At 60.3% G+C, this 23,905-nt stretch carries 24 protein-coding genes and 1 tRNA gene; 13 read left to right on the forward strand and 12 right to left on the reverse strand.

Annotated features, from left to right (window positions below; genetic code table 11):
* Positions 1 to 9: 9 nt before the first annotated feature.
* The gene (locus IB248_RS03650; RefSeq protein WP_018857712.1) at positions 10 to 633 is read right to left on the reverse strand and encodes an EF-hand domain-containing protein; all 624 of its coding nucleotides are present in this window, start codon (positions 631 to 633) and stop codon (positions 10 to 12) included.
* 109 nt (positions 634 to 742) lie between these two features.
* Positions 743 to 1,450: a pyrimidine 5'-nucleotidase gene (locus tag IB248_RS03655; protein WP_025658745.1), complete on the reverse strand. Its 708-nt coding sequence runs from the start codon at positions 1,448 to 1,450 to the stop codon at positions 743 to 745.
* 101 nt (positions 1,451 to 1,551) lie between these two features.
* Here IB248_RS03655 and IB248_RS03660 point away from each other — a divergent pair, with 101 nt between their 5' ends.
* On the forward strand, positions 1,552 to 2,631 hold the full coding sequence (locus tag IB248_RS03660) for a trifunctional transcriptional activator/DNA repair protein Ada/methylated-DNA--[protein]-cysteine S-methyltransferase (protein WP_192240331.1): 1,080 nt from the start codon (positions 1,552 to 1,554) through the stop codon (positions 2,629 to 2,631).
* Complete coding sequence (locus IB248_RS03665; RefSeq protein ID WP_192240332.1) at positions 2,628 to 3,401, forward strand: isocitrate lyase/phosphoenolpyruvate mutase family protein; 774 nt, start codon at positions 2,628 to 2,630, stop codon at positions 3,399 to 3,401. Before IB248_RS03660 ends, IB248_RS03665 begins: the two co-directional genes overlap by 4 nt.
* A 33-nt stretch (positions 3,402 to 3,434) precedes the next feature.
* On the opposite strand, the gene argB is transcribed toward IB248_RS03665, so the two are convergent.
* The gene (gene argB / locus IB248_RS03670) at positions 3,435 to 4,322 is read right to left on the reverse strand and encodes an acetylglutamate kinase (RefSeq protein WP_018857708.1); all 888 of its coding nucleotides are present in this window, start codon (positions 4,320 to 4,322) and stop codon (positions 3,435 to 3,437) included.
* A gap of 134 nt (positions 4,323 to 4,456) precedes the next feature.
* On the opposite strand from argB, the gene IB248_RS03675 reads away from it, so the two are divergent.
* From IB248_RS03675 to IB248_RS03685, 3 genes are all read left to right on the forward strand, one after another.
* Positions 4,457 to 4,996, forward strand: coding sequence for a sigma-70 family RNA polymerase sigma factor (locus tag IB248_RS03675; RefSeq protein ID WP_192240333.1), 540 nt, complete (start codon positions 4,457 to 4,459; stop codon positions 4,994 to 4,996).
* Positions 4,993 to 5,712, forward strand: coding sequence for an anti-sigma factor (locus tag IB248_RS03680; protein WP_018857706.1), 720 nt, complete (start codon positions 4,993 to 4,995; stop codon positions 5,710 to 5,712). The genes IB248_RS03675 and IB248_RS03680 overlap by 4 nt, the downstream gene beginning before the upstream one ends.
* 127 nt (positions 5,713 to 5,839) lie before the next feature.
* Positions 5,840 to 6,397: a fasciclin domain-containing protein gene (locus IB248_RS03685; RefSeq protein ID WP_192240334.1), complete on the forward strand. Its 558-nt coding sequence runs from the start codon at positions 5,840 to 5,842 to the stop codon at positions 6,395 to 6,397.
* Between the two features lie 52 nt (positions 6,398 to 6,449).
* On the opposite strand, the gene yihA is transcribed toward IB248_RS03685, so the two are convergent.
* From yihA to rpmH, 4 genes are all read right to left on the reverse strand, one after another.
* A complete protein-coding gene (gene yihA / locus IB248_RS03690) occupies positions 6,450 to 7,109 on the reverse strand; it encodes a ribosome biogenesis GTP-binding protein YihA/YsxC (RefSeq protein WP_018857704.1) in 660 nt (219 codons plus the stop codon).
* A gap of 126 nt (positions 7,110 to 7,235) precedes the next feature.
* A complete protein-coding gene (gene yidC / locus IB248_RS03695; RefSeq protein WP_112665965.1) occupies positions 7,236 to 9,032 on the reverse strand; it encodes a membrane protein insertase YidC in 1,797 nt (598 codons plus the stop codon).
* Positions 9,032 to 9,433: a ribonuclease P protein component gene (gene rnpA / locus IB248_RS03700; protein WP_007802014.1), complete on the reverse strand. Its 402-nt coding sequence runs from the start codon at positions 9,431 to 9,433 to the stop codon at positions 9,032 to 9,034. The genes yidC and rnpA overlap by 1 nt, the downstream gene beginning before the upstream one ends.
* Positions 9,434 to 9,454: 21 nt before the next feature.
* Complete coding sequence (rpmH, locus tag IB248_RS03705) at positions 9,455 to 9,589, reverse strand: 50S ribosomal protein L34 (protein ID WP_016552555.1); 135 nt, start codon at positions 9,587 to 9,589, stop codon at positions 9,455 to 9,457.
* A gap of 447 nt (positions 9,590 to 10,036) precedes the next feature.
* Between rpmH and IB248_RS03710 the strand changes: the two genes are divergently transcribed.
* The 3 genes from IB248_RS03710 to IB248_RS03720 all read left to right on the forward strand — a co-directional run bounded on the left by IB248_RS03710 (position 10,037) and on the right by IB248_RS03720 (position 13,916).
* The gene (locus tag IB248_RS03710; protein WP_192240335.1) at positions 10,037 to 12,037 is read left to right on the forward strand and encodes a methyl-accepting chemotaxis protein; all 2,001 of its coding nucleotides are present in this window, start codon (positions 10,037 to 10,039) and stop codon (positions 12,035 to 12,037) included.
* Positions 12,038 to 12,193: 156 nt separating this feature from the next.
* Complete coding sequence (locus IB248_RS03715) at positions 12,194 to 13,717, forward strand: HAMP domain-containing sensor histidine kinase (protein ID WP_192240336.1); 1,524 nt, start codon at positions 12,194 to 12,196, stop codon at positions 13,715 to 13,717.
* A 122-nt stretch (positions 13,718 to 13,839) separates the two neighbouring features.
* Positions 13,840 to 13,916 (forward strand) — tRNA-Arg (locus IB248_RS03720).
* A gap of 173 nt (positions 13,917 to 14,089) precedes the next feature.
* Here IB248_RS03720 and IB248_RS03725 read toward each other — a convergent pair.
* The 3 genes from IB248_RS03725 to IB248_RS03735 all read right to left on the reverse strand — a co-directional run bounded on the left by IB248_RS03725 (position 14,090) and on the right by IB248_RS03735 (position 17,020).
* Entirely contained in the window at positions 14,090 to 15,283 is a 1,194-nt protein-coding gene (locus IB248_RS03725) for a succinylglutamate desuccinylase/aspartoacylase family protein (protein ID WP_192240337.1), read from the reverse strand.
* Positions 15,284 to 15,801: 518 nt separating this feature from the next.
* Positions 15,802 to 16,272 carry an aminoacyl-tRNA deacylase gene (locus IB248_RS03730; RefSeq protein ID WP_026371835.1) on the reverse strand — a complete coding sequence of 157 codons (471 nt, stop codon included), beginning with the start codon at positions 16,270 to 16,272 and terminating at the stop codon, positions 15,802 to 15,804.
* 175 nt (positions 16,273 to 16,447) lie between these two features.
* Entirely contained in the window at positions 16,448 to 17,020 is a 573-nt protein-coding gene (locus IB248_RS03735) for a cysteine hydrolase family protein (protein ID WP_192240338.1), read from the reverse strand.
* A gap of 118 nt (positions 17,021 to 17,138) precedes the next feature.
* On the opposite strand from IB248_RS03735, the gene IB248_RS03740 reads away from it, so the two are divergent.
* The 4 genes from IB248_RS03740 to IB248_RS03755 all read left to right on the forward strand — a co-directional run bounded on the left by IB248_RS03740 (position 17,139) and on the right by IB248_RS03755 (position 20,914).
* Positions 17,139 to 18,125 (forward strand): GlxA family transcriptional regulator, encoded by a 987-nt coding sequence (locus IB248_RS03740; RefSeq protein ID WP_112665803.1) that lies wholly within the window; start codon positions 17,139 to 17,141, stop codon positions 18,123 to 18,125.
* Between the two features lie 101 nt (positions 18,126 to 18,226).
* The gene (locus IB248_RS03745) at positions 18,227 to 18,550 is read left to right on the forward strand and encodes a hypothetical protein (protein WP_192240339.1); all 324 of its coding nucleotides are present in this window, start codon (positions 18,227 to 18,229) and stop codon (positions 18,548 to 18,550) included.
* A gap of 197 nt (positions 18,551 to 18,747) precedes the next feature.
* Positions 18,748 to 19,116, forward strand: a complete 369-nt coding sequence (locus IB248_RS03750; protein ID WP_018857695.1) for a hypothetical protein — start codon at positions 18,748 to 18,750, stop codon at positions 19,114 to 19,116.
* A gap of 760 nt (positions 19,117 to 19,876) precedes the next feature.
* The gene (locus tag IB248_RS03755; RefSeq protein ID WP_169679183.1) at positions 19,877 to 20,914 is read left to right on the forward strand and encodes a 4-hydroxyproline epimerase; all 1,038 of its coding nucleotides are present in this window, start codon (positions 19,877 to 19,879) and stop codon (positions 20,912 to 20,914) included.
* A gap of 3 nt (positions 20,915 to 20,917) precedes the next feature.
* On the opposite strand, the gene IB248_RS03760 is transcribed toward IB248_RS03755, so the two are convergent.
* Together IB248_RS03760 and IB248_RS03765 are read right to left on the reverse strand one after the other, a co-directional pair.
* Complete coding sequence (locus IB248_RS03760) at positions 20,918 to 21,400, reverse strand: RbsD/FucU domain-containing protein (RefSeq protein WP_062372941.1); 483 nt, start codon at positions 21,398 to 21,400, stop codon at positions 20,918 to 20,920.
* Positions 21,384 to 22,631, reverse strand: a complete 1,248-nt coding sequence (locus tag IB248_RS03765; protein ID WP_018857692.1) for an ROK family transcriptional regulator — start codon at positions 22,629 to 22,631, stop codon at positions 21,384 to 21,386. Before IB248_RS03765 ends, IB248_RS03760 begins: the two co-directional genes overlap by 17 nt.
* Before the next feature lie 233 nt (positions 22,632 to 22,864).
* Here IB248_RS03765 and IB248_RS03770 point away from each other — a divergent pair, with 233 nt between their 5' ends.
* Positions 22,865 to 23,890 (forward strand): sugar ABC transporter substrate-binding protein, encoded by a 1,026-nt coding sequence (locus tag IB248_RS03770; RefSeq protein WP_018857691.1) that lies wholly within the window; start codon positions 22,865 to 22,867, stop codon positions 23,888 to 23,890.
* The last annotated feature ends 15 nt before the right edge of the window (positions 23,891 to 23,905 follow it).

A 23,905-nucleotide genomic window follows, 5' to 3' on the forward strand; every position in this document is an offset into this window, starting at 1 on the left:
AGTCCAAACTTACGGGAATGGACGATCCGGCATATCGTCGAGCGAGATTACCCCGTCCTTGTTGCGATCCATCCAGGTGAAGAACTTGTCGAAGGCGGCTTCGGCTTCCTGCTTGGAAATCTGGCCGTTCTCGTCGGTATCGAAGCGCTGCATCATCATCATGCCTCGCATCATTCCGCCACGCATGCCGCGGCCTTCAGGGGTGGCCTGCGGTGGTGCTGGCTGGGCGCTGTCGGCATCGGCCGGCGGTGCCATCGGCATTGCATCGTCATCCGCGGTATCATCCGCAGGTGCCTTCATCTTGGCCATCATGGCTTCGCGGTGCTTGCGGATTTCCCCTGGCGTCAGCGAGCCGTCCTTGTCGGTGTCGATCGCGACGAAGATTGCCTCCATGCCGTCCTTGGCTTCCTGCTTGGAGATCTGGCCGTCCTTGTTGGTGTCGAACTGCTTCAGCATGCGAACGAAGATGACTTCGCGGATCGCGCCCATGCGCGGGCCCATCATCATGCCCATGCTGTGCTGCGGGCGAGGCCGATGAGGCTTCTTGTCGTGAGATGCTGCAAAACTGGTGCCTGCGGCACCAACGATCAAGACGGAGGAGAGTGCGGCCAGTATCAGCTTGTTCCGAGACATTTCAGCTCCTTTCAATATGCAATCGCAATCGGATTACAGATGAGAGGGTAGGGCTGGTGTGGCAAAACGCCCAATTAAAGATCGGTAAGCTGGATAAAACTTTCGTAACCTAACCGGTAATCTTCGCAAGAAAATCAGTGAGATCGTCGGTCACGAAGTCGATATGATCGTCCTCGCCGCTGGTCTTTTCCCACCATTCGACAACCGTGTCTTCGAGATTGTTTGGCACCAGCAACACTGTCTGCATGCCAAGGGTCTTTGGAACCTTGAGATTGCGCGGCAGGTCTTCGAACATCGCCGCCTTGCCGGTCTCCACCCGCTTCAACGCTGCGAACTTGTCGTAGGTCGCCTGCGCCGGCTTCGGCACGAAGTCCGCCGCCACGATGTCGAAGATGTCATCGAAATGCTCGAGGATGCCCAGCGCGCCCGCCGCCATCTCGGCATGCTTGACGCTTCCATTGGTGAAGATGAACTTCCGACCCGGCAGGGCCTTGATGGCCGCGCCCAGTTCGGGCTGCGCCGTCAGGCTGGAATAATCGATCGCATGCGCCTTCTCGAGGAAGTCGTTCGGATCGACACCGTGGTGGATCATCAGTCCCTGCAGCGTCGTGCCATGATCGTGATAATATTGCTTCTGCAGCTTGCGCGCCTCGTCCCGCTCCATCTGCAGCAAAGTCGAGACGTAGGCCGTCATGTTCTTGTCGATCTGCGCGAACAGGTTGACGTGATGCGGGTAGAGCGTGTTGTCGAGGTCGAAAACCCACTCGGTCACATGCGAGAAGTCCGCCTTGGTCGGCGTGCGATCTATCTTGGTCATGGGGGCGTTATGGCACGGCTTGCCGCGCAAGGAAATCGGCAAGAAAAAATAGACGCCCGATTTGCGGCGGACGCAGCCGGCAAGGGATGTTAGAACGCCTCATGCTCTTCGATCTGCCCAATGACGATGCGCTCTACGACGCGCTGATTACCCGAAGCCCTGCCTATGAGGGCCGCGCTTACGTTTGCGTCAAGACAACCGGCATTTTCTGCCGGCTGACCTGCCCGGCTCGCAAGCCGAAGCGAGAAAATACCCTCTTCTACGATTCCATCGCCACCTGCATGCGATCCGGATTTCGGCCGTGCCAGCGGTGCCGGCCATTGGAAGAGGCGGGCAGCGAGCCGATCGTTGACGAACTCCTCGAGGCACTCGACAACAATCCGGCAGCGCGATGGACGGAGGACGATCTTATCGCGCGCGGCTACGACCCCTCGACCGTGCGGCGGGCTTTCAAGCGATCAACAGGCGTGACGTTCCTCGATATCGCCCGCTATCGCCGTCTTGGCGAGGCGGAGAAGCAACTGGCGAATGGCGCTCGTGTCATCGATGCTCAGATTGAGGCTGGGTATGAGTCCGGCAGCGGCTTTCGCGCCGCATTCCAGCGGCTGATCGGCAAGGCGCCTGTCATGTCGCAGAAGCGTGATCTCCTGTTTGCCGATTGGTTCGAAACGCCTCTCGGGCCCATGGTGGCGGTCGCGGACCAGACACATCTGCATCTCCTTGAATTCCACGACCGCAAGGCGCTGCCGGCCGAACTGGATAAGCTGCAGCGCAAGACGCGCTCCTCGGTTGCGGCCGGCCGCACACCTGCGATCGATCAGATCGATACTGAGGTGAAGGACTATTTCGATGGCCGGTCTGCTGCGTTCCGGACGCCGCTTGCGCTGGGCTTCGGCACAGCCTTCGAACGTCAGGTCTGGTCGAAGCTGATGGAGATACCCGTCGGCGAGACACGCGCTTATGGTGATATTGCGCGTGACATGGAGAACCCGCAGATGGTGCGGGCCGTCGGGCGCGCCAATGGCGCGAACCAGATGGCAATCGTCATCCCGTGCCATCGCCTGATTGGCGCCGACGGATCTCTGAGCGGCTACGGCGGCGGGCTCTGGCGCAAGCAATGGCTTTTGCGGCACGAAGATGAGATGAAGACCAAGGGATTGTTTGTGGAGGAGATCCAATGAATCAGGCCGAGAAGGCAAAGGCATTCGGTGCGCTGCATCAGAAGGGCAACCCTGTCGTCCTTTACAACATATGGGACGCCGGAACGGCGAAGGCCGTGACCGAGGCCGGCGCCAAGGCTCTTGCGACGGGAAGCTGGTCAGTCGCCGCCGCGCAGGGTTATGGGGATGGTGAAAAGATTCCGCTCGAAGCGCTGGTTGCCACCACGCGGTCGATCACCACGGTGAATGACCTGCCGCTCTCGGTCGATTTCGAGGGCGCCTATTCGACGGAACCGGACGGTGCCGCCGCCAATGTCGAAAAGCTGATCGACGCCGGCGCCATCGGCATCAATTTCGAAGATCAGGTGGTCGGCGGTGAAGGCTTGCACCCGGTTGAGAAGCAGGCCGCCCGCATCCGCGCCATTCGCGAGATGGCGGATCGCCGTGGCATTACCTTCTTCATCAACGCCCGCACCGATCTGTTTCTGCGCGAAGGTGATCTCTCAAAGCACGCAGGACTGGTCGATGCAGCGATCGAGCGTGGCAAGGCTTACGCCGCTGCCGGTGCCAACGGCTTCTTCGTGCCTTGGTTAATCGATGAGGGCCTGATCGAGAAAATCTCAGCCGCCTCGGACTTGCCGGTCAACATCATGATGCGACCGGGCGCTCCCGATGTTAAGACGCTGGCGAGGCTTGGCGTCAGCCGCGTCAGCTATGGGCCAGGACCCTATCGGATGATGATGGAGAAGCTGAAAGAGGCAGCCACGGCGGTCTATGCCGCCGCAGGCTAAAGCACAACTCCCGGAAAAGCGCAGAGCCGCGGCTCAGGGAACGATCAGCGTTCCCGCGCCGTGCTCGGTGAAGATCTCGAGCAGCACGGAATGCGCGGTCTTGCCGTTCAGGATGACGACACCCTGGACGCCGGCCTTGATCGCATCGATGCAGGTCTCGACCTTCGGGATCATGCCGCCGGAGATCGTGCCGTCGGCGATCAGCGCGTGCGCCTGGGCAACGGACAGTTCCTTGATCAGATTGCCCTGCTTGTCGAGAACACCGGGGACGTCCGTCAGGAAGAGCAGACGGGTTGCACTCAGCGCCCCGGCGATCGCGCCGGCAAAAGTGTCGGCGTTGATGTTGTAGGTTGCGCCGTCGCGGCCGGGCGCGACCGGTGCGATGACCGGGATCATCTCGGAGCGGGCAAGCAGATCAAGCAGCGTGCGGTCGACTTCGACCACCTCGCCGACGAAGCCGAGGTCGAGCACGCGCTCGATGTTCGAGTCCGGATCCTTGACCTTCTTCTGCGCCTTTTCGGCAAAGACCATGTTGCCGTCCTTGCCGCAAAGGCCGATCGCCCATTCGCCCGTCTGGTTGATGAGCGCGACGATCTCCTTGTTGATCGAGCCGGCGAGAACCATTTCGACGATCTCGACCGTCTTGGCGTCGGTGACGCGCAGGCCGCCCTCGAACTTCGATTCGATGCCCATCTTCGTCAGCATCGCGCCGATCTGCGGGCCACCGCCGTGGACGACAATCGGATTGACGCCGGACTGCTTCAGCAGCGCGATGTCGCTCGCGAAGGCCTTGCCGAGCTCGGGATTGCCCATGGCATGGCCGCCGTACTTCACGACGATCGTCTTGTTTTCGTAACGCTGCATGAAGGGCAGGGCCTGCGCTAGGAGGCGTGCCTGGGTTTCGCTTTCGGACTGGTTCATGGGATACCCCGTGGAATTGATCGCGGCCTTTTATCTCAAGTTTTTGACAGATGGAATAATCCAGAGGCCAATAGTTTGCCGTATGTGCTGGCAACCGCGCTCGAGAAGATCGGCGCTTTGGCTAGAGGCATGGGATGACCAGCGACGAAATCGCACATTTGATAAGCCTCGTTGCGATCGGGGACCGCAAGGCATTCGCTGTGCTCTATCGCGAGACGAGCCCGAAACTCCTTTCCATCTGCCTGCGTATCTTGAGAGACAGAACGGACGCCGAGGAGGCGACCCAGGAGGTCTACGTCAAGATCTGGCAACGCGCCGGCGTTTTTGCTGCCGTATCGGGGGCACCGTCTTCCTGGCTCGCTGCAATTGCGCGTAACCAGGCGATCGACATCATGCGCGCGCGCAAGCCAATCGCCGACGAACTGGACAGTGCATACGACCTCGCGGATGACGATCCTTCTCCCGAGATACAGACTGTGATCAAGGATGAGGGAAGGCGGATTGACACCTGCATGGAAGAGTTGGAAGCTGATCGGGCAACGGCGGTGAAGAAAGCTTACGTCGAAGGGCAGAGCTATCAGGAACTGGCCGATCAGTTTGGCGTCCCCTTGAACACGATGCGCACATGGCTGCGTCGCAGCCTCTTGAAACTGAGAGAGTGCATGGAACGATGACATCGCCGGATCAGAGCAAGGGAGGCCGCTCCCGCGACGAGGTACTCGCCGGTGAGTATGTTCTTGGTGTTCTTTCCTTCAAGGATCGGCGGGTTGTGGAAGAGCGGATGCGCCGCGACAGGCAGTTCGCAGCCATCGTCAGCCGCTGGGAGACCAACCTTTCCGCTTTCAACGACGATTACGACGTCGTCAGCCCCGGTCAGGAAACGTTCAAGCAGATCGAAGCACGTTTGTTCGGTGAGCCGGAAGCTGTCGCGGTGCCGTCGCGCGGTCTATGGAGCTCTATCGTTTTCTGGCGTTGTCTTGCGCTCGTCTCGCTGCTGATCACGGCGGGTGCACTGACAATCGCGACCGTCGCGGTCACGCCGCCTCAAACACCGGCACCGCTCGTCGCCGAGCTGACCGCTGCCAACAGCCAGGTCAACCTGCTCGCCTCCTATGAGCGGCAGAGCGGAAGGCTGAGGATCGTGCCCGTAGCTATTGGCAAGCCTCAGGAGAAGTCACTGGAGCTTTGGCTCGTTCCGGCAACCGGCACACCAAGGTCGCTTGGCGTGTTTCCTTCGGATCAGACCGGCGAGCTGGTCATACCGGTTGATATGCGCGGCAACATAGGCGAGGGCGCGTCCCTTGCCGTCAGCCTCGAGCCCTTTGGCGGCTCTCCGACAGGCCAGGCCACGGGCCCCATCGTGGCGAGCGGCACGACGCACCGCCGCTAACACTTTTTTTCGGCACACCTGCGTTCGCGCTGAAACTCTTCCTGCGAGCCTTCCGTAGCTCCTCATGTCCGCAAGGGAATGCCGGCATTCGGCCGGTCTCATAAGCGGATGCTAGAGGAGAACCGTCATGATGAAGTCCGCCCTGCGCTTGAGTGCGCTTGCCGTTGCCGTTTCCACATTTGCTTTCGTCGCTGAGGCCAAGAATCCGATTGTCGGTGGCGCTGCGATGTATCCGACGAAAGACATCGTGCAGAATGCGATGAACTCGAAGGATCACACGACGCTGGTTGCTGCCGTCAAGGCTGCCGGTCTCGTGTCGACACTGGAAAGCAAGGGACCCTTCACCGTATTCGCTCCCACCAATCAGGCCTTTGCCGAATTGCCCGCCGGCACGGTCGACACGCTGCTGAAGCCTGAAAACAAGGCCACGCTGACGAAGGTTCTGACTTGCCACGTCGTCGCGGCCGATGCGATGGCCAGGACCGTTGCCAAGATGATCAAGGCCGACGGCGGCGAACACGACATCAAGACCGTCGGCGGCTGCGTGCTGAAGGCCAAGGAAAGCAGGGGCAAGATCACGATCACCGATGAAAACGGCGACGTCGCCCACGTCACGATTGCCGATGTGAAGCAATCCAACGGTGTCATTCACGTCGTTGACAAGGTTCTGCTGCCGAAGATGTAAATTAGTTCAGGCGGTCAATAGAAGGCGCCCCGTTCCACCGGGGCGTCTTCTTTCATTTCCAGTTGGCGATACCGACCGTTTGCGCGATTGCCTCGCGCAGGTCATCGAGACCCTCGCTCTTTTCCGAGGACGTGGCGATGATGGCCGGATAGGCGGCGGGCCGCTTCTTGATCTTTTCCGCGGTCTCCGCGAGCAACTTGGTCACAGCCGGTGGTTTGATCTTGTCGGTCTTGGTCAGAACGATCTGGTACGAGACGGCAGCCTTATCCAGTAGATCCAGCACCTCATCGTCGTTCTTCTTCACTCCGTGGCGGCTGTCGATCAACACGTAGACGCGCTTCAACGTCGCGCGGCCGCGCAGGTAATCGAAGACGAGCTTCGTCCAGGCGTCGACCTGGTCTTTCGGCGCCTGCGCGTAGCCGTAGCCCGGCATGTCGACTAGAGCCATCGGCGGAAGGTCGCCGCTTTCGCCCGAATAGCCTTCCGGCACGAAGTAGTTGAGCTCCTGCGTCCGGCCTGGCGTATTGGAGGTGCGCGCCAGCCCCTTGTGACTGACGAGCGCGTTGATCAAAGAAGACTTGCCAACGTTCGAACGGCCGGCAAAAGCCACTTCCAGCGGTCCTTCCGGCGGCAGGAATTTCAGGGAGGGAACACCGCGGATAAAGGTCCAGGGGCGCCCGAACAGCGGCTTGTCGTTCTTATTGTCGGTCATTCGGCCTTTTCCAGCAAAATCCAGTGTGCCTATGGCATTCAGGTTCCAGGCGATTTTGTCAACCGCACAGTCGTCGGACACCGCGGCGGGGTACAAATGAAAAGCCCCGCCGGAGCGGGGCTTTCGTCATTTCTCTGTCGGAGCCGGCTTTCGTTTGAAGAGCCCCTTCAGATTGTCGAAGAGCTCGATCTTCACGCCATGGCGGCGCATGATCACGCCCTGCTGGATGACCGAAAGCGTGTTGTTCCAGGCCCAGTAGATGACCAGGCCAGCCGGGAAGCTTGCCAGCATGAAGGTGAAGACCAGCGGCATCCAGTTGAAGATCATCGCCTGTGTCGGATCCGGCGGGGTCGGGTTCATGCGCATCTGCAGGAACATCGTCACACCCATGATCAGCGGCCAGACGCCGAGATGCAGGAAGGTCGGAGCGGCAAACGGCAACAGGCCGAAAAGGTTGATGAACGAGGTCGGATCGGGCGCCGAAAGGTCCTGGATCCAGCCGAAGAACGGCGCGTGGCGCATCTCGATGGTGATGTAGATCACCTTGTAGAGCGAGAAGAAGATCGGGATCTGCAGCGCGATCGGCCAGCAACCGGCGATCGGATTGATCTTCTCTTCCTTGTAGAGCGCCATCGTCGCCTGTTGCAGGCCCATGCGGTCGTCGCCGAACTTGGCCTTCAGCTCTTCCATCTTCGGCTGAACACGCTTCATGTTCGCCATCGAAGCGTACTGCTTGCTGGCGAGCGGGAAGAACAGCGCCTTGACGACGATGGTGGTCAGCAGGATCGCGACGCCGAAGTTGCCGAAGTAATGGAAGAAGAAGTCCATCAGCCTGAACATCGGCTTCGTCAGGAAGTAGAACCAGCCCCAGTCGATCAGGCGATCGAAGCGAGGGATCTGATACGTATCCTTGTAGTTGTCGATGACAGGAACGACCTTGGCGCCGGCAAAAATCAGGTTCTTGAGCTCAGTCGACTGTCCGGGCGCGACGGTGACCGCATTCTGCTTGTAGTCCGCCTGGAAACGCGGTTGTCCGTCCGTGAAGTGGCTGAAGCGGGCGTCGAAGGGGGTCTGCTGCGGCGGGATGAGCGTCGCTGCCCAATATTTGTCGGTGATCCCGAGCCAGCCGCCGGTTGCGTTCGCCATATTGACGGCTTCTTTTTCAACGGCGGTATACTTGCTTTCGACAAGTCCATCTTCGCCGATAACACCGATGAAACCTTCATGCAGAACATAGGTGGAGGCGACAGCCGGCTTGTTGTAGCGCGTGATGCGCCCGTAGCCGGAAAGCGCGACCGGAGCCTGACCGGCATTGGTGATCTTGTCCGTGACCGTGAACATGTAGTTCTCGTCAACGGAAATGGTGCGCGCGAAGGTGACGCCCTTGTCATTGGTGTAAGTAAGCGTGACCGGGGTCTTTTCGGTCAGCTTTGCGTCAGCCGGCGCTGTCCACACCGTCGAGGGACCCGGCACGCTGCCGGTCGCGTCGCCACCGATATAGCCGAGTTCGGCAAAGTACCCGTCCTTCGTTTCGGAGGGGCTGAGCAGGGTGATGATCGGGCTGCTGTCGTCGACTGTCTCGTGGTAGCGCTTGAGCCGGAGGTCGTCCAGACGGGCGCCGACAAGGTTGATCGAACCGGAAAGTGCCTGCGTATCGATCGTGATGCGCGGGTTCTTCGCAAGAGCATCTGCAATCGACGCCACCGCCGGAACCTGGTCGGTGGGAGCCGCCCCGTTCGGCTGCGCCGTCGTTGCGCCGCCGGGCGCAGGCGTCTGCACTTGCTCGGTGTGTTGCTGTGCCTTCTGGGCAAGCTCCGCCTTGCGCTGAGCCTCGATGCGCGGATTCATATAGAGGAACTGCCAGCCGAGAACGATCAGCACTGAGAGAGCGATCGCAATGAAATAATTGCGGTTGTTTTGCATCATACGTTCCTGGGGCGGCCGTCTCCGGACCGCTTGTGTTTCGGCTTGGTCTCGACGCGAGTTTTGAGCTCTGCGGCTAATTCTTTGAAGGATGCTTTCAGCACGTCCCTTCGCGCGACAACCACATAGTCGTGTCCGGGCTGCATTGCAAACCCTGCATGAAGTCGCACCGCCTCTTTCAGGCGCCGCCGCATGCGGTTTCGTTCGACCGCGTTGCCGTGTTTCTTGGTGACGGTGAAGCCGACGCGGGCTTCTGTCTCCGGCTCCTTCCGGTCGAGCACCTCAAGCAGGAAGAAACCGCCTTTTCGTTTTTCGCCCTGGCGGACAGCAAGAAACTGCGGGCGGCTTTTCAGCCGCCCGGCAGTCATTTTCTTGTTATTGGTCGTCAATTCGCCCGCCATCTCTTATCGGGCAATTCGGCCTTAGGCCGAAAGACGCTTGCGACCGCGTGCGCGGCGAGCAACGATGACCTTACGGCCGCCCTTGGTGGCCATACGTGCACGGAAACCGTGGCGGCGCTTGCGGACAAGCTTGGATGGTTGGTAGGTACGCTTCATTTATTTAAACACCGCGGAGTGCGGCCCTTCTTGAATTTGCATATTGCAAGGAGCGTTGTTTTTCGAACGGGCGAGGCTAACGAAAGCCTTATATGACCGGACGTGCGGCGGCTTATACGGATGAAGGCCCCCAAAGTCAATTATCGCCGGGAATTTCCGAGTTTGCGCCCGGAGTACAAGATTTAGTGAAGCGCATTAATCATTGTGACAAGCAGTGAGCCATGCGCTGGCGTAATATTTTTCTCAAGTTTCAACTACAGCACGCATCCTGCCCAGCGTCTAACGCTTCTGCGCGCAAAAAGCGAAGCGGCGGCGATTAAGTACGGGTAATTTTTTGTAGTGCTGCAGCCAAACACCCGAAATCTAACGTTAATTTATTTGGGCCAATTTTAGCTATCGGCCGGAATGCTTTCCCGGCTTGTCATCAGTCTTTGGGGGGCTTTTCCTTTGAAAATTCGAGGTAAGATCAATCTGCTTGTTTCCGCCATGTGTGGCGTTGCATTGCTGATCGGGGCGACGGCGCTTTGGGCCGTGCATCAATACGATACTAATCTGTCGGCTTACGAAGACGCATCTGATCGCGCCTACGCCGGTGAGCGCCTTAACCGTTTTGTGACGGCGACGGTCATGGAAGCACGCGGAATTTACAGTGCGCCCACGACGAAGGAGGCTGCTACCTTCGCCAAGGGACTGCTTGCGAACCTCGACCAGATCGACAATGTGATCGCCTCCTGGACCCCGCTCGTTCCCGAAAGTCAGAAGGGTGCTTTTGCCAAGCTGGTTGAACGTGCCAAGGAATTCCGGACATTCCGCACCGAAACAGCGCGTCTCGGCACGGAAGTGAGCCCGCAGGCTGCCAGCGAGCAAGGCAACAACGATGCCAACCGCGCCAACCGCAAAGCCTTCCAGGCCGAAATCGACGCTGTCGTGGCCACCGACAAGGCGACGCTGGACGCTGTCAATGCTCTCGTCGAAAGCTCGCGCACCTCAATCTTGTGGCTCGTGATCGCGATCAGTGTTGTCGGCGTCACGGCTGGCATCGGCATGGGCTTCTACATCGGCACGATCCAGCTTAGCCGTCCGATCAACAAGGTTACCCAGGCGATCAAGGAAGTGGCTGACGGCAATTTTGATGCCGAAGTGCCGTTTGCCGGCCGTCAGGATGAAATCGGTGAGATGGCTGCGGCCGTTGCCGTCTTCAAGGAAAACGGTCTCGCCGTCCGCCGCATGAACGCGCAGGAGGCCGCCATGCGTGCCAAGAGCGACGATCTGCAGTCCAGCATGTCCGTGGTCGTGGCTTCCGCAGCTGCCGGCGACTTCAGCCGCCGCATCGAAAAGGACTATGGTGACGAGAACCTCAACCAGTTCGCCACCAACATCAACCAGCTGCTCTCGAGTATCGATGCCGGTGTCGGCGAAACACGCCGCGTAATTGCAAGCCTGGCGGAAGGCGACCTGACGCAGACGATGCGCGGCAGCTTCCACGGCGCCTTCGCCGAACTGCAGCAGAACGTCAACAGCACCTTCGCCACCCTTCAGACGACCATACGCGAAGTCCGCGAAACGGCAGAAGGCTTCCACGGAAACACCAACGAGCTGCGCGCCGCAAGCGACGACCTCTCAAAGCGCACCGAGCAGCAGGCAGCGGCTCTCGAGGAAACCTCGGCAGCCCTCGATGAGATCACGGCCGTGGTCAACAATTCGACAGAGCGCGCGCAGGAGGCCAGCGTCATGGTGTCCGAGGCCAAGGACGATGCCGGCAAATCGGGCGTTGTCGTCCGCAATGCCGTCGACGCCATGGGCCGCATCGAGCAGGCCTCGCGCGAAATCAGCCAGATCATCAACGTCATCGACGAGATCGCCTTCCAGACGAACCTGCTCGCCCTCAATGCCGGTGTCGAAGCCGCGCGTGCCGGCGAGGCGGGCAAGGGCTTTGCCGTCGTCGCCCAGGAGGTCCGCGAACTGGCGCAGCGCTCGGCAACCGCCGCAAAGGACATCAAGGGCCTGATCACCAAGTCGGGGGACGAAGTCCAGGTCGGCGTGAAGCTCGTTCAGGCCACCGGCGAGGCGCTGTCCCAGATCGAAAGCCGCGTCAACGCGATCAACGACCATATTCACTCGATCGCGACTGCCGCGAAGGAGCAGTCGACCGGCCTCAAGGAGGTCAACACGGCCATCAACCAGATGGACCAGGTGACGCAACAGAACGCCGCCATGGTCGAGGAAACCTCCGCGGCAACGCACAAGCTCTCCGGCGAAGCCGACGGCCTCGTCCGCCTCATCTCGCGCTTCAAGGTTTCGAACGTGCCGGCCGCGGCTCCTGTCGCCGTTGCGCGCCAACAGGAGCATCGTCCGGTGGCCTCACCAGCGCGCCGCGCCATGGGGACCGTCGCACGCGCATTCGCCGGCAATGCCGCCGTCGCCGAGCAGAATTGGGAAGAGTTCTGATCAGCCCTCTTCCTCTTTCGACCGATCGGAAACGCCGCCTCGGGGCGGCGTTTCCTTTTGTCGCAAGCGGCGTTGCTCTCAAAGATTTGAAAGCGGACCGCCATCGGCTAATATAGAAGTCGCGAAGGGCGCCTGGCGCCGAGCGGACGAAAGACGATGCAAGCCAACGATCAAGGCGAGAATCTTCCCCAGAGCGGTGCTGCAGGGAACGAGACCAACAGGGCGGAGCACCGCCCGTCCGGAAAGTTCGGCGGGCTTTCCGGCAAGCTGCTGTGGCTGACGGTTGTCTGCATCATGCTAGCCGAGGTTCTGATCTTCTTCCCCTCGGTTGCCAGTATGCGTCTGCGCTGGCTGGATGAGCGGTTGAACGCCGCGGCCGCGGCCGCGATCGTTATCGATGGCCTGCAGCCGGTGGAGTTGCCGCGCGCCTTACAGAAGGAAACTTTGGAGGCGACCGGCACCAAGGCGATCGTCTTGCGGAAAGAGGGCACCTCGCGTCTGCTTGCGACGACGGATATGCCGACCTCCGTTGACGAACAGTATGATCTGACCGACGTGCCGCCGATGATCGCGATCCGCGATGCGCTCGATACGATGATTTTCGGCGGCAATCGCATGATCCGCGTCTATGGCCCGGTGCAGGACACCAATACCGGCGTGGAAGTGCTGATGAAGGACAAGCACCTCCGCAATGCGATGCTGGTCTATTCCCGCAACGTCTTTCTGTTGTCCATTCTGATTTCGATGTTCACCGCGACACTGGTTTTCTTCGCGATCAACCGGATCCTGATCCGGCCGATTCGCAAGCTGACGGGCAGCATGCAGCAATTCTCCTCCGATCCGGAAAATCCGCAGAACGTCTTTGTCGGCGATGGCGGGCGCGATGAGCTTGCGGTTGCCGGCCGACACCTGACCTCGATGCAGATGGAGCTGCAGAAGACGCTGAAGCAGCAGAAGAACCTTGCTGCCCTGGGGCTTGCCGTCTCCAAGATCAATCACGACATGCGCAACATCCTGGCCTCGGCGCAGCTGATGTCGGACCGCCTCGTGGACGTCGACGATCCTATGGTGAAGGCCTTCGCGCCAAAGCTGCTGCGCACGATCGACCGCGCTGTCGGCTATACGACCGAGGTCCTGTCCTATGGCCAGGCAAGCGAGGCCGCTCCGCGCAGGCGCCGCGTCCGGCTTTTCGACCTGACACAGGACGTCAAGGACATGCTCGCTGTCGATGCCCAGAGCGACATTGAATTCGTCGAACAGATGGCGCCCGACCTTGAGGTCGATGCAGACAGCGAGCAACTGTTCCGGGTTATCCACAATCTCTGCCGCAACGCCGTGCAGGCGTTGAGCGTGCCTGGCGCGGGGAGGGGACCGGATGGCATCAAGCGAATCACGGTTTCGGCCCAACGTGTCGGCAGCGTCGTCAGCATCATAGTCGACGACACTGGCCCCGGCATGCCGCAGAAAGCCAGACAGAATCTCTTCGCAGCCTTCCGCGGCTCAGCCCGCTCCGGCGGCACGGGCCTCGGCCTGGTAATCGCCCGCGAACTGGTGCTGGCCCACGGCGGCACGATCGCTCTTGTGGAAAAACCATCGGTCGGAACGCAGTTCCGCATCGAAATTCCGGACCGCCCGGTATCCCTGGACGATTATCGCGGCCGAGCACTCCCAGAAAAGTGATGCATTTTTCGCATTTCAGCTCTGCACCACCAAAGTCGCGATTTTTTCAGAATGCCTATTGCAATCCCTCAAAGGACCCTTTAGAGAACCGCCCACGCAAGCGGTTTGACCGCTTCCGGCACGCACCCGTAGCTCAGCTGGATAGAGCACCAGACTACGAATCTGGGGGTCAGGAGTTCGAATCTCTTCGGGTGCGCCATTCCCATCATTAAGACGAAAATGCCGTGAAGCTGCGGCTTTGTTTCGACGAGAGCCTCTGCGTCTCGCCGTGTGGCAGCTAGCAAGGTGGACACGCCAAACCCTTGGCGTGCGCGCAAGAGCGTCGCAAATGCTTGTCCTGGGAAGACGAGCAAGGATCGCCTACACGGTGAACTATTCGGGATAGACCTCGGAGCCTTCAGGCGTTGGCTTGTTGAAAAGGATGAATACCAAGGGGTTGCCGGGCTCGGACATTGCATCGCTGCGTTGACCCGTTATCTCGCCAGCCACACCGCTTGTATACTCCGCAACTACCTCGCCGAAGCTGTTGCGCTGTATGGCCACCTTTTGCCCGGCTTCGACCTTGTCGTTCAGCTTGACCAGATGCTCGACGATCCCGCCCGCGGTGGCAAGAATCGGGAAGGCGCTGTTTCCGACAAAGACACTCACGTCCTTGCCTGTGCGTCCCATCGACCCGGCGACGATGCCGTAATGCTTGAGGACATTCATCGTGCCTTCCACGAACAGAGAGATCATGTCGAGGTCCAGCACCCGCGCAGCGCCGATCTCCGGCGTAAAGGCCGGAATTCCCACGTCGATGAACGCGTTATGCAGGACACCGGGATAGACATGGTTGTCGAAGATCTGGCCGACCGGATAAAGCTCCAGCATTGCCTTGACCTCGGGCAGATCCATGCCGCCAATATTAAACGCTGTCACTTCGAATCCGGTTGTTCCGGTGTGGAAGTCAATCGCGAAGTCGGCGTTCGGCCGCAGCAGCCGGTTGAACAGGAGCCCGGCGTGCCGGCTGGGCGCGGTGGCGCCGTTCTCATTCCCGGGCCACTCCCTGTTCATGTCGATCAGATCAATGCCTCTGCCCTGATTGGGCCATCTGCGCTGCATGCTTTCGACGGCTGGGCGGGACACGTCCGCGACCGCCATCACCGTGCCCGACATTTCCGCCGGATCGAGCTGGTTCATCACCGTCTGGACTGTATGGATAGAACTCATTTCGTCGCCATGCACACCACTGACAAGGATGGCGCGCTTACCTGGCTTTGTTCCCTTGGCGACCACCACAGAGACATGCCAGTGCTGTCCGGTGGGCATTTCAACGCCCTGAAAATAGAGGGCATGCTTCTTGCCGGGCTCCAGGTCGTTGACGTCAAGCGCGCTGACGACTTTCTTCCCGTCGATGACGTCGCCGGTGTAGGCTGTTCCTGATGACGGATTGGTAGAGGGTGCCGCTGCTTGCTGGGCATTTGCAGCGCCAGCGTTGACGGCAAGGGCGGCGGATGCGCCGACCGTCGCGATGGATGCTACCAGGAAATGGCGGCGATCGAGGCCTTCTTTAGATTCGTCCGGCATGATGGAAGCCCTTTGTGGTTTGAAAAGTTACATTAGAACAACGGCATACACATCGACTGCAAAGGTCGCGCACGATTTCAAACTAGGGTGCGCTGCTGAACTCGCAAGGTTTGCGGGGCTCGCGATCTTGCGGCTTCACTCGGCAAGATCCGAAAGTAAGATGAAGCGGGCATGCCTGGACATCGACAGCGATAACAATCACGTGCCAGTTCTCAGTTTCATCTCGCCCGATGCTGCGTTCATGTCCCTCGAGTGCTACAGGCAACGTACTCACAAGATGTCGGATCCGATCCCGGCCAGTAGTCCTGGTGTGGCTCGCAATTTTGTCATGGGGAGGGTGTCGAGACGCTGCAGATCAAAGGGAATCGGATCGAAGGGCGCCACATTCCAAAATCGGTCACGCCCACAGTGCTCGCTTCGGGCAAGCCTGCCTACGGCGAAATGTTGCCTTCTTGGCATGCGTCAAGCGCATTGCCTTGCCAGAGCAATCGAATCGCGAACGGTTCTTTAACCCGACCTTACGGCCGGTGACTGAAGCGGGCGATTTGCGCGTCCCTCATCAGGTTCCGGAAGCTGGGGCCGCTCATATGTACCAGCGTCGTGTGGTCGCCGCCCTCGAAATAGACGTCACTGGCATCGCCGAGGCTTTCGTCGAGGATCACAGGTACGTTGTAGGCCGATCCGATCGGTGGGACAGCGCCAATGTCGCAGTCGGCGAAGAGCGAGCAAACCTCATCTTCCGAGGCGAGGCCGAGGCGCCTGTCCATGACATCTTGCAACGTGCTGAGCTCGATCCGGTGCGTGCTGGGAACGACGGCCAGGACGTAGCCCATCTCGTGATGCACGACGACGGATTTCGCCAGCCGGCTGCCCGGAACATGCGCGGCTTGCGCCGATTGGCTGGTTGTCGCTGTGCGATGATGCGGGACGGTATCATAGGCGATACCCTCACCGTCGATATAATCCTGAAGTTTCCTTGCGATCGTCATCGTGGGCACCCCTTATATTGCGTGGGGAGGCATAACAGGCATTCTCCTCTCATCATCTGTGAAGTCAACGGCGAACGGGACCAGTCGGTCCGTTGGTCGCCGCCACGGGACGATGGCGGTCATCTGGGCTCTTCAGTGGTCAGCCCGCGTCGCAGGCGCGCCCGATGCCGCCTGCCTAAGCAGAGGCTCTCAATTCGCCGCGCATGGCGAGTGCCTCGTTGGTCGAGAGCACGGAGGCGTAGGCGAAGGCGAGTGCCGCCATGAAGGCCGCATGCGCTTGCGCGGCAGGGACGAGCGTGCCGTTGAATTCGAGGTCGCGCGTTGCGCAAGCGTCATGGATGACCGTCACCTGATAGCCGAAATCGTTGGCGGCCCGCGTCACGGCGTCGATGCACATGTGGCTCATGCTGCCGACGACCGTGACGTCCTCGATACCATGGCGGTCGAGTGTCGCTTTCAGATCCGTTTCACGGAACGAGTTGATATGGTTCTTGACGATGACGGACTCGCCGGGTCGGTTCAGCACCTTCGGATGAATCTGGGCGCCCTCTGAGCCGGCCATGAAAAAGGCGGCATTCTCGCTCGCCGACTCATGTCTGACGTGAACGACAAGATCGCCTGCATCTCGAGCAGCCGCGATGATCCGCGCCGCATTGTCGGCAGCCGCCTCGGCACCGCTCAACGGCCATTTGCCGTCCGGAAAATAGTCGTTCTGAATGTCGACGACGATGAGGGCTCGCTTGCTCATGTGCTTGTGTCCTTTCGGTTCTTCCGGGGGCGATCCCCGGCCGTTGATGGACAAACTATGTCTGAATCGGCATGGTGTGGATTGGCGAAATTGACATTATCGAGGCGAAAACTGACAAATGAGCCAAACCGACGCGCCGGCCGAGATCGGCATCCTGCTTTATCCGAACGCCCAACTCGCAGCCGTCCACGGTCTGACCGATCTCTTCCACCTGGCCAATCGGTTCGCAACTGCCCGGCAGCCGTCAGGAGGCCCCGCCCTGCGCGTCAGCCATTGGCAAGGGGCAGAAACCTCGGCAGCGGTCGAGCGCGTCTTCGATACGGCACCCGGCACTCCCGGATCGCCGGCCGTGCTCATCCTGCCGCCGAGCTTCGGCGACCCGATGACGTCAGAGCAAGCCGCTCCGCTGGCGCAATGGCTTCGTGCGCGGCATGCCGAGGGAACGACGCTGAGTTCCGTCTGCGTCGGCGCCTTCCTTCTTGCTGAAACGGGCCTTCTGGCGAACCGTTTGGCGACGACCCACTGGGTCTGCGCGGACGCGCTGGCTCAGCGCTTTCCCGAGGTGAGGGTCGACGCCGACAAGCTTATCATCGACGATGGCGACGTGATTACCGCGGGCGGCCTGATGGCCTGGACCGATCTCGGCCTCAAACTCGTCGACAGATTGTTGGGATCGACGATCATGCTCGAGACCGCGCGCTATCTTCTCGTCGATCCGCCGGGCAGGGAGCAGCGCTACTACAGCAATTTCTCGCCGCGTCTCAATCATGGCGACGAGCAGATCCTCAAGGTGCAGCACTGGCTGCACGCGAGTGGTGCGCGCCAAGTGACGCTTGCGGCGATGTCGGAGCGTGCCCGCCTGGAGGAGCGTACGTTCCTGCGTCGTTTCCGCAGGGCGACCGGCCTTCGCCCGACTGAGTATTGCCAGCATCTGCGGATCGGCAAGGCGCGCGAAATGCTGGAGTTTTCCAACCGCACGGTCGAGCAGATTGCGGGTGCGGCCGGCTACGAGGATCCGGGCGCGTTCCGAAAGGTGTTCCACAAGATCACGGGGCTATCGCCCGGAGACTACCGCAACCGCTTCGGATTGACCGGGCGGGCATGAAGGCTGCTGCAGAGCTGACGCGCTAGCTTGGCGCAATATTGCGACGCCATGGTGAACTTGGCGCTGCGTGCAGCGGTTCGTGGCGCATGGCCGGAGGGAATATGTTGAGGGGTATGGGGCGAGCGTTTGCGTTGTGCGTGGTCGTTGCGGCGCTTGCCGGTTGCGTCGACGCCAATGCGCCGACCCTCGTGCCCGTGGCCACGCCTTTCGATCCACCGCTCAATCCGCCGGGCATCGCGCATCACATCTGCGCCGCCGATGGCAATTTCATGTATCGCGAGGCGAAGAAGCAATACGAACTGCGCGTCGGAATGGCCGGCGCTCCGATCGATCCGGCCCAACAGGAAGCGAATGCGACCGCTGCCGCGCACCGGCAGTATGTCGCGTGCCTGTCGAGCCAGGGATACCGAATCGCAAATAGATGAGTTTGCGGGCCTGCTGAGGTCCGAGGCCGGATCGCTTGATCCGCCATGCCACGATCGAGTGCGCGCTGTAAAAAATCAGGACTCACACATCACGCGCAGTCGCTGCCGATCACGAATGCAGGAACCCGCGTGTGATGGCGGAACTTTGCTACGGTAGAACGCATTTTTCTAAGGTAAATCCAGAAGGAGGATTTATCATGAAAATGTTCAGCTTCGCTTCCACTCTCTCGGCCGGAACTCTCCTCGCACTGGCATCAATCACTCCCGTCGAGGCGGCACCTGTGCAGCAGGTTCCTCTCCCAAGTGCCTCGAACGTTGAGATGGTGCAGTACAATCAGCGGGCAGGTCACTTGAACGGCTATCGTGGCTCGCGCACCGAGCGCCCCGGCACCCGCCGCGGTCCGGATGGCTACTGGTATCCGCTGGCAGCCTTCGGTGTCGAGGGCGGTACGACCGGCTCGATCGGCACTCAACCGGCACGGCCGATGCAGCGGCAAACTTACTGTCAGAACACATTTGGCGGCACCAATGGCGATGGCAGCATGCCATGCGATAACGGCTATTGATGGGGTTGGGCCGAGGGAAAGGCGAGGCGAATTCTCGCCTTTCCGTCATCTTCTTCCTTCAACCTTTGGTGATGTTTTTCTGTGCTGGCGGGGTCTCCGGGCCAACCAGGAGATCTGCGGTGCCCCGAGATCGTTTCGGGACGGCGTTACCCGATTGCCGTCTCTCGCCGCCGCAGGCACAATCTCACGGCCGACGTTGTTTAAGAAAAATTGATCAGTCGATCAAATATGCCGCAAAAAGAGGCTGCAAGATTCGCGGAGCTATGCGGACACCGCAATGCTGCATTGCGGTAATCTCCCTATTCCTGATCGAAACAATGGGCTATCTATTACCTCGAAGGCAGCGCACTCCTCCTCCCAGCGCTCCTTCATCGGACTGACAACACTCCTCCTCCCAGTTGTCAGTCAGGATCAAGAGCCCGGTGCACCTCCTCCCGCACCGGGCTCTTTTCTTTTTCGGTCCTTCCTGCAAATCATCAGCGCTGTGCCGGCCCAGTTTTTCGGAGCTGCGGTACGCTGGCTTAATGCCGTCAGCCGCAGTGTCGCCTGGAAGTTTTTCACCGGCGAAGATTCCCCGTAGGCAATCGACTGCGATCTGATATATCAGGACTGGCTGCAACGACACTCACGCGCCTGCGGATAGGCGAGATCTGAACCAAGCTCATCGGCGAAATGCTAGATTGCTGCCGGAGGGTGTCGACAATATTGCCGGACAATATTCGCGTGATGGCGAGATCACGCGCTTGAGAGGAGTTGACGAATGAGATGGAAGCGCACGATCCAGCTTCTGGATGTCCACGCGGAAGGTGAAATCGGCAAGGTCGCGATCGGCGGTGTGCCGAAGATCCCCGGCAATACGGTCGCCGAACAGCTGAACTGGCTGAACACCGATCCGAAGGGCCAGGAACTGCGCCGCTTTCTCTGCCTCGAGCCGCGCGGCGCGCCGATCGGCTCCGTCAATCTGCTGTTGCCGCCGAAGCATCCGGCTGCCGATGCGGCCTTCATCATCCTGCAGCCTGACCAGGCGCATGCAAGCTCGGGCTCGAACTCGATCTGCGTCACCACTGCATTGCTGGAATCCGGAATCGTCGAGATGAAGGAGCCGGAAACCATCGTCACGCTGGAGACGGCCGCGGGCCTCGTCAAGGCGACGGCGACCTGCCGCGACGGGCGCTGCGAGAAGGTCAAGCTCACCATGGTTCCGTCCTTCGTGCATGAGCTCGACGTGGACGTCGACACCCCGCACTGGGGCAAGATCAAGGTCGATATCTGCTACGGCGGCATCTTCTACGCGCTGGTCGATGTCGGACAGATCAACCTGACGATCGAGAAGGGCAATGCCGCGGCGCTCGTGCAGGCCGGCATGGTGCTGAAGGAGCTGATCAACCGCAGCATCGAGGTTGTCCATCCGGAAATTCCAGCGATCTCGGGCGTTGCCTACGTCATGTTCCGCGACCTCGAGCCGGACGGCACCGTTCGTACCTGCACGACCATGTGGCCGGGGCGCGCCGACCGCTCGCCCTGCGGCACGGGCAATTCCGCCAACCTCGCAGCACGCCATGCGCGTGGCGAGGCAAAGGTCGGCGACATCTTCAAGTCGCGCTCGATCATTGGTTCGGAGTTCGAGGTCGGTCTGCTGGCGGAAACCGAAGTCGCCGGCCGTGCCGCGATCATTCCGACGATCGCCGGGCGTGGCTTTACCTTTGGTCTTTCGCAGGTCGCGCTCGATCCCTTCGATCCGCATCCGGGTGGCTTTGCCCTAACTGATGTCTGGGGGCCATTGGCAGGGGAAATCTGACGCTCAATAGGTAAAGGGGTCGACCTCTGCCTTTTCAACGGCGTGGTCGCCCGCCTGCTCTGGGTAGATGACGCCCTTCCGCAGGATGACGTTGGCGTAAAGTCGCGGTTCGCTTGTTTGGATGACGGCGTGAGCGGCCCGAACGCGATTGTAGAAGTCAGCCCCGACCAGCGGCACGACCTGCCGGTGTGGCTCGTGGCGGGCGCAGCAATCGATTATCTCTTCATGAACAGGGTCGAGCTTGTCGCGCTCGGCCTTCACGGTCGACCGGAAAATCGCATCCGGAACGAAGTCGTCGATCGGCAGGACGCTGAGAACGGCATCGAGCACGGGTACGATACCGTGGCCATCGAGGCGGATCAGCCGCCTTGCATGTTCGACACCGGGATAGTTGCCGTCAACGATGGCGATTTCGTCGCCATGCCCCATGGCGCGTAAGGTCGAAAGCAAGTCCGGGCTCAGAAGCGGGTTAAGTCCCTTCAGCATATTCGACCTCTTTGAATAGAACGTTCTGGTCCGTAAGGTAGCGCGCGAAGATCGGCAGGCTGGCGCCGCCGATGGCGCGCGCATGAGCGCCGACCGCGCCTTCGATAATGTCCGGCATGACAACGCCCTGCAGATCGAGCATCGCTGCTTCATGGATCGTCGCTTGCACAATCCGTTCCCGTACCCATCCGGGAAAGCCACCGTCGATGACGGCCGCACTGAAGTCGATGATCGAGGCCGCGGCGACGATTGCCTGTGCGAGCGCTTTGGCGGTGTCCTGGATCCACGTCTCAAGAGGCTCACCGAAGTCGATCCAGTCGTCGGCCGAATACCAGAGCGGCTGCGGGTCAATGCCGCGCTCGCGCAGCATGTTCTCCAGCACGAAGATCGAGGCAACTTCGAGCAACTGCAGTGTTTCGCCGTTCTTGCCGCGAACGGGAAGGGGGCCGATGGCTCCGGCTGTGCCCGTGCGACCGGAAAAGATTGCCGAATTGAGAACGATACCACCGCCGATGAAGGAGCCGATGAAGAAATAAACGAAATCGGGATAGGACGGCCCGATACCGAACACGAGTTCGGCGCCGCAGGCACTTGTCGCATCGTTCTGCAGGTAAACGGGGTAGGGCACGCGGGCGGCGATTTCTGCGTGGAGATCGAAGTCGCGCCACACGTCCATCGCGCCTTTGGGCGATCCCACTTCCTCTTCCCAGTTCCAAAGCTCGAAGGGTGCTGCGATGCCGATGCCGGCAATGCGGCTGCGCTGCTGCTCGTCGAGCCGGCTTTCAAGCTCGCGGATGCCTGACGTAATGAAGTCCAGGAAAACCTCGGGCAGCGGATAGGCATAGGTTTGGTGAAGTTGCAGGCGGATATTGCCCACGAAATCCATCAGCACCAGGTCGGCACTGCGTCGGCCCATCTTCACGCCGAACGAGTAAACGGCGTCGGCATTGAGGCGCATCGGGATCGAGGGTTGACCGACGCGCCCGCGCACCGGCTCGCCGCGAGAGAGCAGCCCTTCCTTCTCCAGTGCCCGCATGATGACCGACACCGTCTGTGCCGAAAGGCCGGTGCGGCGTGCGATATCCGCCTTCGACTGGGAGCCGTAAAGGCGCACCAGCGACAGCACAAGCCGCTCGTTATAGGCGCGGACCCTGATCTGGTTCGCGCCGCCCGCGGGACTCGATATAGGCGGTTGGGCCGGTGTGTGAACCGGACCGTCTAAAGACGACATTGGCCGCTCCTCCCGTCTCGTGGCCTATGCGCTATTTTTGCTCAGCATGCCATAGCGAATTAATAATTCAATTGGATTTATTTATTGACAAGGCGATTTCTTTCGCTCTTAATTACCCTCGTCAAACGGCACAGAACGGCTTGGAGGAGGCCCGTCGGCGAGACTGCAGCGTTCTCGTGCTCGTCAATTCCGGCACCGCCAGGGGGTGGGTCGGCTATTTCTGGGAGGATTAAATGAAGAAATCAGTGCTTTCCGCAGCGCTTGGCGCGCTCGCCCTCGGTGTCGCCTTCTCGGCGCCGGCAATGGCCGCGGATGTTTCCGCCTGCCTCATCACCAAGACCGACACCAACCCCTTCTTCGTCAAGATGAAGGAAGGCGCGACAGCAAAGGCAAAAGAACTCGGCGTGACGTTGAAGTCCTACGCCGGCAAGATCGACGGTGACAGCGAAAGCCAGGTTGCCGCGATCGAAAGCTGCATTGCCGACGGCGCGAAAGGTATCCTGATCACCGCATCCGACACGAAGGGCATTGTCCCGTCCGTCAAGAAGGCACGTGATGCGGGCCTCCTGGTGATCGCCCTCGACACGCCGCTCGATCCCGCCGATTCTGCCGACGCAACGTTCGCGACCGACAACCTGCTCGCCGGCAAGCTGATCGGCCAGTGGGCCAAGGAAACGCTTGGCGATAAGGCAAAGGATGCCAAGGTCGGCTTCCTCGATCTGACGCCGTCGCAGCCAACCGTCGACGTTCTGCGTGACCAGGGCTTCATGATGGGCTTTGGCATCGACACCAAGGATCCGAACAAGATCGGCGACGAGGACGATGCGCGCATCGTTGGCCACGACGTGACGAACGGCAACGAAGAAGGCGGCCGCAAGGCTATGGAAAACCTTCTGCAGAAGGATCCGAGCATCAACGTCATCCACACGATCAATGAGCCGGCTGCTGTCGGCGCCTATCAGGCCCTCAAGGCTGTCGGCATGGAAAAGAACGTGCTGATCGTTTCGGTTGATGGCGGTTGCCCGGGTGTCAAGTCCGTCAAGGACGGCGTCATCGGCGCCACCTCCCAGCAGTATCCGCTGCTGATGGCTTCGCTCGGCATCGAGGCGATCAAGAAGTTTGCGGACAGCGGTGAAAAGCCGAAGCCGACCGAAGGCAAGTCCTTCTTCGACACCGGCGTTTCGCTGGTGACCGACAAGCCGGTCTCAGGCCTCGAGTCGATCGACACGAAGGTCGGCACCGACAAGTGCTGGGGCTAAATCCCGCGATATAAC

Source organism: Rhizobium sp. RHZ01 (assembly GCF_014851595.1).
GTDB classification, from domain to species: Bacteria; Pseudomonadota; Alphaproteobacteria; order Rhizobiales; family Rhizobiaceae; genus Rhizobium; species Rhizobium altiplani.